Source organism: Desulfatiglans sp., from assembly GCA_012513605.1.
In the GTDB taxonomy this organism is placed as follows: domain Bacteria; phylum Desulfobacterota; class DSM-4660; order Desulfatiglandales; family HGW-15; genus JAAZBV01.
In genome coordinates this window covers 1-15501 of sequence record JAAZBV010000027.1, presented here as the reverse complement: position 1 = coordinate 15501, position 15501 = coordinate 1, and the positions used below count along the sequence as shown (strand labels likewise).

Below are 15501 nucleotides of genomic sequence, written 5' to 3'. Positions count from 1 at the left end.
ATATTAATTGGTTCCTGTAACACGGACGCGTGTCTGATCTTCCAGTGTCTCAAGGCCCCTTGTGACTACCCTTTCGCCCCCGGAGAGCCCTTCACGGATCTCAACAATATTATCATCACCCAGACCAAGGAGCACATCCTTTCTTACGACCCTCTGCCCGCTGAGTACAAATACAACCCATTTGCCGCCCCTGTTTACAACCGCCTCACGGGGAACAGCGGGTACATCTTTTTTCTGTTCCCTGATAATGGTTACCTCAACAAACATGCCTGGCCTCAATTTTGCATCATGGTTCTCCACCTCTATTTCGGCCTTTAGCGCCCTTGTGACCGGGTCTATTACAGGATCAAGCCTGACAACCCTGCCATTAAACTCCTCATTCTTCCATGCATAGTTTTTGACCCTTGCGGGCAACCCTTCTGTCACCCTTGCCACATCCTGTGCAACAAGATCCACATCCGCGACAAGGATATCGGTTGGCGCTATGCGCGCAACCTCAAATCCGGGGTTTACATACTGCCCTACAGCAATGGGCTGGCTCTGGTTATCCCTGTCCCTTGCAAGCCTCAGAATAATACCATCAATGGGGGTGGTGAGCTGACTTCGTTTTTCAGCATTAAGGCTCTTTTCATAGTCAATCCTTGCATCCTCAAGGCCTGACTGCATCTTGAGCAACTCCGCCCTGCTTTTGAACCCGTCATCATAGAGCTTTTTTGTTGATTCATATTCATCCTTTGCAGTCTCAAATCTCTGCAGGGTCGCCTCTTTTCTAGCAGCAAGGCGCACATCATCGCCTGTTATACGGGCGATTACATCGCCTGCCTTTACACTGTCCCCTTCCCTGTAACGCCTGCCCTCTTTATTTGTCAAAAATTCAAGTATGCCCCCTGTCTCCACCTCCAGCCGCGCCACCTTTGTGGTGCGAAGGGTGCCTGTTGCAGTTATTTTCTCTTCAACATCCATCTTGCCTACCGTTGAAACGGTTACAGGCACAAGGAATTCTATCTTGTCGTCACGGCCCTCGTCACGTGAACACCCTGAAAGAAAACCTGAAAAGGCGATGCAGATAATTAATAAAACCCCAATAACAGACTGATTCATTTTCATTTAAGCTCCTTAGTGTCCATCCAGAAACGGTTTTTCCCGGATTAAGCTTTCAGCATTCAGCTATCAGCTGTCAGCCAAATCTTTGTTTTATATGCCTTTTGCTGAAAGCTGAACATTGATGGCTGATCGCTTTCATACAAAAACCTTAGTTTATGGATGCTCCTTTATTAATTTCCAGCAGAAGGTGTCCAACGTATTGCATCGGCCACCACCATATCCCCGTCTGTCAAATCTGAGAGCTCAAGGGTGACTGCACCCTGGGGCAGGTCATATTTTCCAGCCAGATTCCACCCTTCAGTTCCGGCCTTTGAATCAAACTCAAGCTGATACCTGTCTCCGTTCTTATCAATTATAACACCACTCCATCTCCCCCATTTCCTCCCCGTAAAGATGGTTCTCATTGGTATATATATCTCAATATCCCACGCACCGGACTGTGGCAGCTCCGCACTGAAGAGCGCCTTTTTTGCCCCCTCACCCTTTCTGATATAGGCGGCTGTATGGCGGTATTTCCCATAGGACATACCGTTACTTATGCGGGTCCACTCACTGGGAAGTCCTAATCCCCGTGGCAATACATTATATGAGATGTAGGGCAAACCCTGATCCGTATCCTTTTTCTCTTTATCCTTTGCCCTGACCCGTAATCCCTTGCCCTTTTTCCCTTCATGAAGGGTGCTGAACCCCTCATCAAGGTCATCCACCACTATTGAAGATGAAGAGGGAATTTCCCATGGGATATCCTTAACCCCTTCTATAATCTCCGCATCAACGATATGCTCATGATTAACAGGCGCCATTTGAAGCTCAAAGGTGCTCCTGTTATAGGAAAGCACAGGGGCAAGAAAATACATGCTGGGAAGCCTGGATACTATTGTGCCATACTGGATGGCATGCCTCCCTGCGAGGTGAATGGTCTCTCCTGCTATTAATTCAGGTCTCTGGTTCTGCGCTGTATAATAATATGCAAAGTAAAAAGTACCAGGCACAGGTTCATCATTTCTCACTGTAAAAAGAAGCTGGTACCTGGGGCTCCCGTTTGTGTCATCCGCTATGCGATATGCCTTTGCCTCCTGCACTACAAAACCGGGAAGCCCGGTACTGCCCAGCCAGTCACCAAGGGATGCATCCATGTCATAACCCTGTTCACTTAAAGCGATTTTCACATCTGAGACTGTAAAACCACCTCCGGTAAGATTCTTTCGCATGGATGCAAGAAGTGCTGCACTCTTTTCCCTTCCGAGTGTCTTGTAGATAGAATCTGCCACCGCATAACCCTTTAATATCAGGTAATCAACTGTATCAGCCGGTTCCTCCCACGGATCAACATCAATAAGTGATTCATCAAGCGCCTTCTCCCATACTACAGGGCGCGATGTCCTTGTCCTTATTGTGGAGTTTAAAATGGTATCACTTAAGCCTGCATTTCTAAGCTGGAAATAACTCACAAGCACATTTGATATAATCTGGTTTATCGAATTACCCTCTGCAAATATATGTGCAGAAAAATATCCCTTTGTGTCTGCCAGCACAAGACCTGTAAGGGTGTCCATCACAAAATTGAGAGGCATTGCTTCAGGCCCGCTTGCAGATGTCTGGAACAGGAAAAAATTCCTTGCTGTACCGGTAAAGATATTTCCGCCTGAAAAGTCATTCTGGAAATAGGTCATAAGCCTGTCCCATTTGGCCTTTGCTATGCCACCCTCCTGGTTTTTAAACCTGTCAGGGTTCCTGAATGCGGAGTCAAAGCGGGCCGTGGGGAGAGAGAGCTCCTTTAAAAGCATGATACCGGGCATTGCCTGAAGCGTATCAAGACGCCACCCTCCGCCATAGGTGCGTAAAACAGTCGGCACCTCAACAAGGGTAAGGCCATCGTATGGGTAGCATAGCCCTGCCTCTTTTACCTCCCTCAAGGTTGTACCAATATATTCACTGATCTTCTCTTTTGTATCGGCCAGCACATCAAGATTTTTCATATGTTTTTTATGGACAAGAAGCTCCATAAGTATACCATCTGTTTCATATGAACGGCTCTCATACTCAGATGCAAAAAGTGCTACCTCAGGCACTACAGAGGGAGGGGTAAAACGGTACAGGTCATATTTACCATCTTCACCTGCCTTAGTACGTCTTCCAGGCCCGGCAACAAGCCAACCTTTTGGCACGCCAACAGTCAGATCCAGATTGAAAAAATCCACGCGGTTATTCTGCTGGTTTTCCATGCTGTTCTCTACACCCGACAGGGGCAGCCACCGGATAGCAGGCATAAGGGCGACAAATTTTTTGTCAAAGACATAGTTTTCATTGCCAAGCAGGGTGGTATTTGAATCTTTTGACTTAAGCGTAAGGGGGTTTACAGCGCTTTTAAGATATGCAAAGTGTTTATCAGGCACCCCTTCTGTTTTAAGGGTTATCATGGTCTCTTTACCCTGTGAAAGGGTTTCGGGCATGGTAATATCAAGTATCCCGTTTTCATGTTTATAGCTTAAGGGTTTACCTGAGCTGTCAAGGAGTTCAACTATCCTCTGCCCCGGGTTCAGTGTAAACAGGGCGTTTTTTATTGGCCCGGATTCAGGGGATTTGAAGGATAATTTTATATCCAGATCAAGCCCCTTGCCGGGAAGGATATTCGCCCTGCCTGTAATACTGGTTATGTCAGGGATATGGCCCTTCGGATAATCCATATGTGCCGCAAGCCATATCTCCTGATTTTTCATATCATTCATATTGCCTGCAAAAATGCCCCCGACTATAACCGCTGCAACCGCCACAATTATTGCGCCTGTAAAACCGGCCCTTCCCCTGGAGCCGTCATCAAGCCTCGGATGCACTGCCGCACATATGCCAAGTATCCCGATAGAGGCAATGAGTATAGCGATACGGTGCACAACTCCTGTAAGCGGCATAAATGTTGATGTTATGTCTGATGGATAACCTGACTGTATTAAACCAAAAAAATCAAATGCCTGAGCCTTATATACAGGTAAAAAGTACATCCCTCCATAACTTGCTGCTACCAGTAGTACAAGTATTATGGAGGCAACCAGCCTGTTTTTCACAAGAAGAGTTACAAGAAAGACGATTGAAATAATGTATGCAAATGTAGGGAGCCCTATCAGGAATACAAATGAAAGGAGGGATCTTATCTCAGCAGGTTCGCCTATGGGCATGCCGCTGCTCTTGAGCAGGAAGCCCAGGAGTTGGATCAGCACTATCAGGAGAAGCATGGGGGTCCATGCAGGGATAAGGACGCCTAAAAACCTGCCAATAACAAGCTCCAGGTTGCTGTATGGCCTTGAGTCAAGCACCTCATGCATCCTTTCTCTTAAGTCCCTTGCCCTCACATCAAATGCAAGAAAGATCACCCCTATAGAGTATATAACCAGGTATAATACACCGGCGATCGAACTTACCAGGAACCTGGGGCTTAGTAAGCCTACTGTTGCTGAATGTGATGAAAAAAGGCCGTGCAGCGCCGAATAGTAGATAAATGCAATAAATACAAAGAGGAATGAAAAGGAGAGAAAGAGCCAGTAACGTGCGAGCCGCCTTATAACCAGTCTTTCTGCCCGCGCTATGGATAGAACTGATTTTATATTCATCATGATTATGCTCCCCCTCCTTTTGCCGCCTCTTTTACACTCTTTGAGGCCATAAAGGCGAGATATGCCTCCTCCAGTGTCGGGTTATCAACCGGGACTGCGCCATCCGGGATCGACCCCATTTTGGATACTGCCCGTATGATCGTCCTGCCAAGCTTAACCTCCTGGGATACAATCTCATACTGATCGGAAAGCTCTGCCCTGTTACCCTCCAGATGCATCTCAAATACAGCCCCCTTTGCATGCGCTATAAGCTCTTCAGGGCTGCCCCTGAACTTAAGCCTGCCCCGGTCAATAAGGGCAAGATCATGGCACCCTGCGCCCAGGTCTCCTACGATATGGGTTGAGAGAATAATGATCCGCTCCTTCCCCATCTTTGCCATCAACTGACGAAAGTGAATACGCTCTTCAGGGTCAAGCCCGACTGTCGGTTCATCAACTATCAATACCTTCGGGTCATGTATAAGTGCCTGGGCAACGCCCAGCCTCCTCACCATGCCGCCTGAAAGGCTTTTAACCTTTCTGTGAGAGACCTCTAAGAGCCCCACCAGCGTGAGTATCTCCTCCACCCTGCTTTTTCTATCAATATTATTCTCAAGGCCGGATAAAATGGCCAGTGTCTCAAGTACCTCTTCCACCCTGTGGAGCCTCCATGCATTGAAGTCCTGCGGAAGATAACCGAGCATCCTCCTTACATGCCTCCGCTCCTTAACCACATCATACCCTCCCACAATAACATGCCCCTCTGTTGGCACAAGAAGGCTGCAAATAATGCGCATGAGCGTGCTTTTGCCTGCACCGTTGGGGCCCAGCATACCGAAAAGCCCGGTATGTATATCTAGGTCTATTCCATTTATGGCAGCGTTTCCGCCCTTATAAACATGCCTGACCTTCTCAATATGTATTGAAATATCCCTCCCTGTTTCACCCATTGGATAACTCCCTGATCATCTTGTTTATATAATTATATGTATACTTGAAACCCCGGTAAAAGGTTTCATGAAAAAATATTTTTTTTGAATATGGTAGAATAAGCATATATTGTGCCACAATAACTACCAGAATATTTATCCTGTTTAATCAACAGATTATATTCGATAATCAAATTAAGACCGGATATTCGCCCGCATCCATTAGCGAAAACAACCTATGAATGGTAAATATGACCACAGATGAGAACCGGTTAATTAATTTTTTTAAGGCCTGGAAAATATTTTTGTGATTCCATATAGCAATATTACAATAACCATGAAATAGCAATTATATTTATCTATTTTTATTCGCAAAATTAATACCCTGCCAAATGAACTTAAGACAATTTATTGCTTGCATTTTTCCCCTGAACTGTTAGTTTATTAAACTCTGGAATTTGCGGGTATTTTAAGCAGTTAGGTAAAATTGCCAGGCCTGAAGGGAAGGTGTTTAATCTGTATTGTAAAATCTATTATCTTCTTATCATATCTTTTCTGCTATGGATATTTTCATGCGGGGTCGCTCCCAAGGAAGAGGATGCGGTAATCACCATTGGAGAGACCGTTATCACCAAAAAAAAGTTACAGCACGAGATAGAGCGCATCAAGTATGATATGGGGTTGTCCGCCGAGGAGATTCGGGAGGGGATAGACTCTATAATAAACAATATAGTAGAAAAAAACCTGATCCTTGAATACGGCAGGGTAAACGCGATCACAATAACAGAAGAGGAGCTTAAAACCGCGGTCAATGAGGTAAAGCAGGATTACCCCGGAGATTTACTCAATGAGGTACTGCTTAAAAGATACATAGATATCAATGAATGGAAAAAAAATCTGCATAATGAACTGCTTGTAAAAAAAATTGTTGATACAGCCCTTGCAGACGTAAAAATGGCTACTCTGGATGAGGTAAAGGCCTACTATGATAGCCACCTTGAAGATTTCAGAGAACCGCTCATGCTTGAGATAAGACAGATAGTCACAAAAACCGGGGAGGAGATGGAAAATCTTCTTTCCCGCCTTATAAAGGGAGAGGATATGGCTGAACTGGCAAGGAATTTTTCAATAGCCCCTGAATCAGAAAATGAGGGCCTCCTGGGTTGGTTTGCAAAAGGTGAACTTGAAGAGAACATAGAAAAATCGGTATTTGCCCTCAAACCGGGGGAGATGAGTAAAATAATCGAATCCCCATATGGTTTTCATATTTTCAAGGTCGTTTCTGTAAAGGAAGAGGGTATAAGAGGCCTCCCTGAATCAATAAAGGATATAGAGTCAATAATTACCATGGAAAATAGAGAATTAATGTATACAAAATGGCTTGATGGCCTTAAAATGCAATTTCCTGTAAGCATTAAGGAAATGGAGATACTGGCAGACATGAAAATGGAGGATTAAAAGGCAATGAGAATCATTATTTTTTCGGTGGTTTTTTCATTATTATTACTGGCTCAGGGTCTGTTCGCAGAAGAGGGTAACAGGGTAGTGGCATTTGTGAATGACGATGTAATAACCCTTTATGAACTGAACAGCAGGATAGAGGAATTGACCGGTAAGAGAAGTGATGACCTGCAGGCTTCAAATAAAGAGGATTTTTTCAAGATCAGGGAAGATATCCTGGACATCATTATTGAAGAGAGGATAGTAAAATCAAAAATCAAGGAACTCGATCTGCATACAACCACAGAAGAGGTAGACGCATATATTGAGTATATAAAACAAAATAACAAGCTTACCCAGGAGGAGCTTGTTGAGCAGCTTAAACATGAAGGGGTCTCTCTTGAAAAATTTAGAGAAAAATTAAAAGAGGACCTTGAACGCCGCAACCTTGTTGAAAATGAAATCAGGATAAAGCTGATAATTGCAGAAGAACAGATCGCCGCTTATTATGAGGCGAATAAAAAGAATTATGAAATACCCGGGTCAGCTCATATTGCAAGCATTTTTCTTGTACCTGTTTCCCAGGAGTCAGGATCAGGGCTTGATGAACTGAAAAAAAAGGGAGAGGTTTTAAGAGAAAGGATTTCAAAGGGGGAGAAGTTTGAGGAACTGGCAAAAGAATTTTCAAACGGACCAGGAGCTAAAGATGGTGGAGACCTTGGGAATATTCTCTTAACTGATATTGATAATAAGATACTTGATGTGATCAACACTCTTAAGGATGGTGAGGTAAGCAAACCGATTGATATGGGCAACAGGATCCAGATTGTAAAGCTGATTAAAAAAGCAGATACAGGATACACCCCCCTTGAGAAGTTAAGGAATGAAATACATGAAACCCTCTACAATATTGAGATAGAGAAACGCTATCAAGATTACATGGATGCACTGAAAAAAGAGAGTTATATAAAAAAGATACTATAACAGGGTAAACGTTTTTTTATAACCAGCAGGTATTTTACGGAACTTAATATATATGGAAACAGAAAACAATCTTGAAAACAGCGGCAGGGAAGAGATCAGCATAGGCCCACTCCTTAAGTCTGAAAGGGAAAAAAGGGGAATATCCAGAAGCTGCTTGTCTGAGACTATAAAAATAAGGGAGCCTATTATAGAAGCGCTTGAGAATGAGGATTGGGAGAAGCTGCCGGCAAGGGTTCTGATCAAGGGGTTTATCCGTTCATACACCATTGCTGTCGGCTGTGATACCAGAAAGGCAATAAGGCTTTTTGAAAAATGTGTGCCCTCCGGTGGTGAAGAGAATGTCAGACCTCTTATCCGTAAGAAAAAGAAAGGTAAAACCATATATTATGTCATTACCCTGTTATTATTACTTGCAGCAGTGATCTATTATCTCAATCTGTATGGAAGGATAGTTGTTGGGGATAAAACCCATCAGCCTGAAAACGAACAGGAGGCCCATGTTACAGAAACTGACACGGGATATTCGCCACAGACAAAGGCTGAGGAGCCTGTACAGACGCTTAATGAAACATTTTCCGAATCAACAACCGAGTATCTGACAGAGGGCGCCAGACCAGAGGCGAATATAAATGAGGAGGTGGATCAACCAGAGAGTTTCCAGCCAGAAGAGTCTACTCCCGTGGAAAAGATCCTGGCTCAGGTAACTTCCCCACCTGAAAACGCCTCGGATACGCAGGCTGCAGCCGGTAAAATCCTTACTGCGACAGTAAGCATGAGGGCATGGGTTAAAGTAATAGCAGATGATACCGCACCAAAGGAATACATCTTTCAACCGGGGACAAAACATTCCTGGACAGCCGAAAGAGGTTTTGATGTTACGGTCGGAAATGCCGGTGGTGTAGAGTTTACATTTAATGGCGAGACAAGCAACAATCTCGGGGCGCCTGGAGAGGTAAAAAAACTGCGGTTCCCCGATGATTTTCAGACTAAATGGGAAGAATAAAAGTGAAAGAGATATTTGATATATTAAAGGAAAGAGGCTTCATCGAACAGCATACTGATGAAAGTGAACTAAGAGAGTTGTTTAAAAAATCTGTAACATGCTATGTCGGTTTTGACCCCACAGGAAAGAGCCTGCACATAGGGCACCTGCTCCCTGTGATGGCGCTTACACACATACAGCGTGCGGGCCATAGACCCATTGCGGTTGTTGGCGGTGGGACAACCCTTGTTGGCGACCCGAGCGGTAAGACAGAGATGCGGCCAATCATGCCAAGGGATGAGATAGAGAGTAACGCCCTGAGTATAAAAAAGCAGCTCATGCGATTCCTTGATTTTGATATGGGCAGGGCACTGATGGTAAACAATGCAGACTGGCTTACAAAGCTGAACTATATCGACTTTTTAAGGGATATAGGCAGGCATTTCAGCGTAAACAGGATGCTTACGGCAGAAAGCTATAAAATGAGGCTGGAGACAGGCTTAAGCTTTATCGAATTTAATTATATGCTCCTTCAGGCATATGATTTCTGGCACCTGTTTAAGCATTATGATTGCAGGCTCCAGATGGGGGGGAGCGACCAGTGGGGCAACATTGTTGCGGGCACTGATCTTATAAGGAGGCTTGAAAGGGATTCTGCCCACTGCATCACCTTTCCCCTTATTACTACAGCTTCAGGCGCCAAAATGGGTAAAACAGCCAAGGGTGCGGTATGGCTTGACTCTGAAATGACAAGCCCATATGAATATTACCAGTACTGGATCAACCAGGAAGATACAGATATTAAAAGATTTCTTTTTCTTTTTACATTCCTTCCGGTCGATGAGGTGGAGCGCCTGGGGAGCCTTGAGGGTGCAGATATCAGGCAGGCTAAGGAGATACTTGCCTTTGAGGCGACAAAGATATGCCACGGTGAACAAGATGCGCTCAAGGCAAGGAACGCGGCAAAGGAGCTTTTTGGTAATGGTGAGCAGGGGATAAGCGATTCTGTACCTGAGTACCAGATTGACAAGGCTGCTCTTGAAAAGGGGATACCTGCATTTATCCTTTTTGAACAGGCAGGTCTGTGCAATACCCGATCAGATGCGCGACGCCTCATCATGCAGGGAGGCGGGTACATCAATAATGAAAAGATCGAGGCATTTGACCAGATTATTGATATGAAGAATGAGAAGGATGGGGCAATGCTCTTGAGGGCAGGGAAAAAACGTTATATGAAGGTATCCACATCCTGAAACTATATAACACTTTACTCTCTGTCGGGTTAGGGATATTTGATTGGAATTTGATAACAGCCATATTGAATCCCGGTAATGGATTTATTAAAGGATATGAAATATGACTCAGGATATAACCGAACAGGTACCATATGAAGAGGAAAGCCTGGACAAGAACCTTTCTACAGCAAGTGAGGAGAGGGCGCTTGTCCCATATGACCCGCTTCAGCTATACCTTTATGAGATAAAAAAATACAGGCTCCTTACCAAGGAGGAGGAGACAGAGCTCGCAATAAGGGTCAAGGAGAACAATGATGAGGATGCGGCCTACAGGCTTATTACCAGCAATCTCAGGCTTGTTGTAAAAATCGCAATGGATTTTCACAGGTACTGGACCAAGAGCCTTCTTGATCTGATCCAGGAGGGTAACCTGGGCCTTATCCAGGCGGTCAAAAAATTTGACCCATATAGAGGCATCAAATTTTCATACTACTCATCATACTGGATAAAGGCATACATGCTCTCCTTTATCATGAAAAACTGGAAGCTTGTAAAGATAGGCACCACCCAAACCCAGAGAAAACTTTTCTATAACCTTGCAAAGGAAAGGGAAAAGCTCCTGTCACAGGGCACGATGCCCGAGACCCATCTGCTGGCAGAACGCCTTAGCGTTAAGGAGGAGGATATTGAGGAGATGACCCAGAGGCTCGGGGGTGGAGAGGTTAGCATCAATGCCCCTGTGGGTGATGGCGGGAAGGAGGAGTACAGCTCCTTTCTGCCCGACGAAAGGCTTGATACTGATGACCAGCTGTCCGAGATGCAGGGTCGAAACGTGCTTCTTGCAAAGCTGGAGGAATACAGAAAGACCCTTAAAGGGAAGGAACTTGATATCTTTGAAAACCGCATAATGACCGACACCCCTGCTACGCTTCAGGAACTTGGAGACAAGTACAACATTTCAAGGGAGAGGGTGCGGCAGATACAGGCAAGGATAGTATCAAATATTAAACAGTGGCTCTCAGACGAGATCCCTGACTTTGATGAACAATACTCTGATTTTATAAAATAGGATTTTCCATGATTATCTTAGAAAATTTTGGGCGAGGCGCTTTAAGAAAACCATTAACTGCTCTATTTATTTTTGCATCCTTATCTATAAGCGCCTCTCCTCTATTAGCAGATTCAGGCAAGGGCGCTGCAACTGTGCCCCTAACCATTCAGACCGATCCCGATCTATATGACCTTAGATATACAAATTCCGTCTTGAAAACCCCTGACGATAAGCAGCTTGCATATATAAATTACATGCTCTCAACCATTAATATCTCAAATGGTGACTACATTGCAGCCATTGAGAGCCTTAAGAAGGTGATGGAGTATGACCCTGAGTCGGCATATCTTAAAAAAAGAATGGCCCTCCTTTTAACCGAGACAAGGAACCCTGAACTTGCACTTAAATATGCGGAAGAAAGCCTTAAACTCAATCCGGGTGATATTGAAACGAGGCTTCTCATTGCCGACCTTTACGGTATGGGTGGAGATACTGAAAAGGCTATAGAGCAGTATAAAGAGGTTATAACCATTGACCCGCTAAACCAGAGGGTAAAGATGGCATACTCAACTGTCCTTGCCAGGGCAGGTATGTTTGATGAGGCAATGGCGCAGCTTGACACCCTTACAGATGAATATCCTGAAATGTTTTTTGCCCATTACTACAAGGCAAAGATATATCAGGCAATGAACAATTTTGATATGGCAGAAAAGGAATACCTTGCCGCCCTTTCCATAAACGATGCACTGGAACCGGCCCTTTTTGATCTTGCCGGTCTCTACTATATACAGGGGAAGCTTGAAGAAGCAGCTAATACCTACCAGGACCTTTTAAAAATGGACCCTTCAAACAGACTCGCAAGAGAGCGTCTGCTGGGGATATATGAACTCCTTGGAAAAAAGGATGATATTGCATCCATGATGGATGAGATAAAAGAGAACTCCTTCCCTGGGGACCGGAGCCGACAGGCAATAGGCCTTTTTTATCTTCAGAGCGGAAGGCTATCTGAATCCATAAATGAGCTTGACATGATTGTAACCGCATGGCCTGATGACCAGAAATCCCGTTACTATCTGGCGCTTGCCTATGAGCAAAACAACCAGTTTGAGGAGGCGCTCTACCATTTCAGGATGATCCCGGAAGGAAATGAGCTTTATGTAAACGCCAGGCTGCACACGGCATACCTTTTAAACAGAATGGGAAAGACAGATGAGGCCGTGGAGATATTAAGAAAAGGGATTGAGTATAAAAGGGATGAAATTGATTTTTATACCCTGCTCTCCTCCATATATGAATCAAAGGAGGATTATGTAAAGGCGCAAGAGGCACTGGATGAAGGGCTTACGATTGAAGGGGAGGATATTGACCTGATCTACCGCCTCGGCACACTCCTTGACAGGAAAGAGAACAAGGATGAAGCCATTGCGCAGATGAGAAGGGTGCTTGAACTTGACCCTGATAATGCAGATGCCATGAACTACATCGGCTACACCTATGCGGAACAGAATGTAAACCTTGATGAGGCATTAATACTTATACAGAAGGCCATAAATATCAAGCCTGATAACGGCTATTATATAGACAGCCTGGGCTGGGTATATTATCGGCAGGGGCAATATGACCTTGCACTTACCTCCCTAGAAAAGGCATTTTCCCTTATTGAAGGGGGAGACCCCACAATAGCAGAGCACCTCGGGGATGTTTATATGAAGATGGATAACCTTAAGATGTCCCTTGAGATGTATCAGAAGGCACTCAGCCTTAAGCATCAGGACCCGGATGCAATCAACAAAAAGATAGAAGATGTGAAAAAAAAGCTGGAATAATTTTCATGCAGGAAACACCTATAGCCACAACCCATTATCAACCAGCTGGCCTGTTTCCACCAAAACCCCTTATCCTGATAATTATACTGCTTGCATTTGCCTTTTTTTTTGCCGGATGCTCATCCCTTGCGCCTTACAGGCAGCAAAAGATCCTGTCAGGTGAAGAGATACAAAATATCAGGGCAGAGGCAAAAGCCCAGGCACAGATGGTCTCTGAATTTTATTTTACAGGACAAGTATCCATTGATGGTTGGATTCTGGACAGATCTGCTGACATCTTAATCGCCGGTAACAGGGAGCCTCTCAAGCTGAAAATGGAGATCACCCACTCATGGGGTAAGCCTCTTTTTTATTTATTGATCAGAGATAACAGGCTAACGATCATCGATTTCATGGAAAAGAGGCAGTATGATGGTGAATTCACAGCAGCGAATCTCTCCAGATTTTTACCGGAGATGGACTTCTCACCTGATATGATCTGGTCATTTTTAAGGGGATATCCAATATACTCCGGAGAGCCTGACATCCATGAAGATAGAGGAGGTGTACTGACATTAAAGGGTGCTGACAAAAAAACCATAGGCACTATAACCCTCACTACTTCAAAAGAGATAAAAGAGGCGGCTCTCTTTTCACCCGGATCACCCGGCATGATTTTTAAAGGCTTTATTATGGCTGGAGAAATCAGTTATGCTGCAAACACACTTCTTAAAGACAAAAAGGAAAACAGGGGTATGACCCTTAAAAGAAAAAAGGTGGCATTCAATAAAGATATCCCTGATGAGATCTTCACACTTGCAATCATGCCCTCTTTTAAGCAGGTAAGCCTGGATGATGTGTATTAGTTTTTCTACACGACTATATTATGAGGCATAAATAATCTTACCGGTTCTTTTTATTTCACCGATAAATGTCTCTGGCGATGCAGACAGAAATTCATCAGATGAATATCCTATCACTTCCGTTATAGACAAATATTGCCCCAGCAATCCCGCAAGTGTCGTCTGTATTTCCATAATCTTCTTACCTTTAAAATCCGGTGAAATGACGGCAAGATCAATATCAGAATGAGGTTGGGGAGTACCTTTTGCATAAGAACCATAAAGGACAATTTTGTCTACAGTAATGCTATTTGCAGTCAATGTTTTCACGAGACCATGTATAATTTTTTTTATCTCAGATGGAGTATATTTTTCTTTAACCATCTTATAATCCTTTTTGTTTGCCGTATATATTCAGCGGCTGTTTTGCTGTTAAACTCATTTGATAACCTCGTGAAATCATCAGGATAACGGATAGGAACACTTTGAAGATTTATCGCATTTATGAATAACTGCATATCTACCGGTAATTTAATGTCGCCAATTTCCAAAAGTCGATTAAGGTTATGAGTGTAAGGCGGTAAATCATTTGTCCTTTCGGAGACTATTGCCTTAAATATTTTTCCAGAGTCAAATGACACATAAAAACAACGTATAGATACCTTTTCCTGATTAATAAAGAAGCAGCGGTCTTAAGATCGTAATCTGCGGATTTAATCCAATTGAGTGTTGTCTTTTTCATGAAGTGAATCCTAAAATCACCCCCATATGGCTATGCTTTTTTTAAAATGCTTTGACGCTCTGCGTCAGTTCATCAGTCATTCAATGATTTATTTTTCTTTATCGTGCCTTACCGCAGAGCGTTTAAAAAACAGGTTTCCACTGAGACCGCAGGAACCAGATAAAAAGTCTTTTACATAAAGCTGAACGCTGATGACTTACTGCTTGCCCGTCCTCCGCAGTAGCACAGCTACAGAGGATGGACACTATTTAGCTCGCATCACACGTATCCGTCTGCTACCCTCTGGCTCTACAAGAAAGAATGAACCCAGAGCGCCGCGGGAAATAACTACCCGCTGCTCCGGGTTATTGAAGGAGAAAACAGCGGTATCGGTTTGACGCCACACCTGGCCATTTTCCATAAAGATGATCCATTTGCCATAGGCATCCTGCATTTTTTTGGTCCACTTAAGTTGCAGCTCATCAGGCTGCTTCTCTTTCTGTTTATGCTCTAAACCGAAGATAGCTTCAGCATCTGGCGCAGGCTCAACTGCGGGATCAACAGGCGTCACGGCCGGGGCTGCTGGTACAATGATGTCCACTTTGGATGCCACAGAATCAACCACCTTGGGCGTTGCATCATTTGATTTCACGGTGTCAGCGGATAAGCGACCGGCCAGTGTGTCATAGCATGCAAGGCGCTCGTCAGGGTTTTCAATGGCAGCGCAGCCTTTCAAGGTCGGTGTCGCGGCCTGGATTGAGATGGAAACAGAAAACAGGGAGATAATAATCAAACTGGATTTCATGATTCTTCCTCCGCAC

14 protein-coding genes are annotated in these 15501 nt (G+C 44.3%); 7 read left to right on the top strand and 7 right to left on the bottom strand.

The window, feature by feature from the left end:
• Positions 1–3: 3 nt before the first annotated feature.
• The 3 genes from GX654_03220 to GX654_03210 form a co-directional block, all read right to left on the bottom strand.
• Positions 4–1107, bottom strand: coding sequence for an efflux RND transporter periplasmic adaptor subunit (locus tag GX654_03220; protein NLD35856.1), 1104 nt, complete (start codon positions 1105–1107; stop codon positions 4–6).
• Positions 1108–1274: 167 nt separating this feature from the next.
• Entirely contained in the window at positions 1275–4712 is a 3438-nt protein-coding gene (locus tag GX654_03215; protein ID NLD35855.1) for a hypothetical protein, read from the bottom strand.
• Positions 4713–4714: 2 nt separating this feature from the next.
• Positions 4715–5641 (bottom strand): ATP-binding cassette domain-containing protein, encoded by a 927-nt coding sequence (locus GX654_03210; GenBank protein ID NLD35854.1) that lies wholly within the window; start codon positions 5639–5641, stop codon positions 4715–4717.
• 486 nt (positions 5642–6127) lie between these two features.
• Between GX654_03210 and GX654_03205 the strand changes: the two genes are divergently transcribed.
• The 7 genes from GX654_03205 (at position 6128) to GX654_03175 (ending at position 13983) form a co-directional block, all read left to right on the top strand.
• On the top strand, positions 6128–7078 hold the full coding sequence (locus tag GX654_03205) for a hypothetical protein (protein NLD35853.1): 951 nt from the start codon (positions 6128–6130) through the stop codon (positions 7076–7078).
• A gap of 6 nt (positions 7079–7084) precedes the next feature.
• Positions 7085–8044, top strand: a complete 960-nt coding sequence (locus GX654_03200) for a hypothetical protein (protein NLD35852.1) — start codon at positions 7085–7087, stop codon at positions 8042–8044.
• A 52-nt stretch (positions 8045–8096) separates the two neighbouring features.
• Positions 8097–9047 (top strand): DUF4115 domain-containing protein, encoded by a 951-nt coding sequence (locus GX654_03195; GenBank protein ID NLD35851.1) that lies wholly within the window; start codon positions 8097–8099, stop codon positions 9045–9047.
• 2 nt (positions 9048–9049) lie between these two features.
• Positions 9050–10279: a tyrosine--tRNA ligase gene (locus GX654_03190; protein NLD35850.1), complete on the top strand. Its 1230-nt coding sequence runs from the start codon at positions 9050–9052 to the stop codon at positions 10277–10279.
• Positions 10280–10382: 103 nt separating this feature from the next.
• Complete coding sequence (locus GX654_03185) at positions 10383–11330, top strand: RNA polymerase factor sigma-32 (protein NLD35849.1); 948 nt, start codon at positions 10383–10385, stop codon at positions 11328–11330.
• 8 nt (positions 11331–11338) lie between these two features.
• A complete protein-coding gene (locus tag GX654_03180) occupies positions 11339–13138 on the top strand; it encodes a tetratricopeptide repeat protein (GenBank protein NLD35848.1) in 1800 nt (599 codons plus the stop codon).
• Between the two features lie 5 nt (positions 13139–13143).
• The gene (locus GX654_03175; protein ID NLD35847.1) at positions 13144–13983 is read left to right on the top strand and encodes a hypothetical protein; all 840 of its coding nucleotides are present in this window, start codon (positions 13144–13146) and stop codon (positions 13981–13983) included.
• 18 nt (positions 13984–14001) lie between these two features.
• On the opposite strand, the gene GX654_03170 is transcribed toward GX654_03175, so the two are convergent.
• From GX654_03170 to GX654_03155, 4 genes are all read right to left on the bottom strand, one after another.
• Complete coding sequence (locus GX654_03170) at positions 14002–14343, bottom strand: nucleotidyltransferase domain-containing protein (protein NLD35846.1); 342 nt, start codon at positions 14341–14343, stop codon at positions 14002–14004.
• Positions 14310–14600, bottom strand: a complete 291-nt coding sequence (locus tag GX654_03165; protein ID NLD35845.1) for a HEPN domain-containing protein — start codon at positions 14598–14600, stop codon at positions 14310–14312. The genes GX654_03170 and GX654_03165 overlap by 34 nt, the downstream gene beginning before the upstream one ends.
• Positions 14564–14701: a HEPN domain-containing protein gene (locus GX654_03160; GenBank protein ID NLD35844.1), complete on the bottom strand. Its 138-nt coding sequence runs from the start codon at positions 14699–14701 to the stop codon at positions 14564–14566. Before GX654_03160 ends, GX654_03165 begins: the two co-directional genes overlap by 37 nt.
• A gap of 244 nt (positions 14702–14945) precedes the next feature.
• A complete protein-coding gene (locus GX654_03155; protein NLD35843.1) occupies positions 14946–15485 on the bottom strand; it encodes a hypothetical protein in 540 nt (179 codons plus the stop codon).
• Positions 15486–15501: the final 16 nt, after the last annotated feature.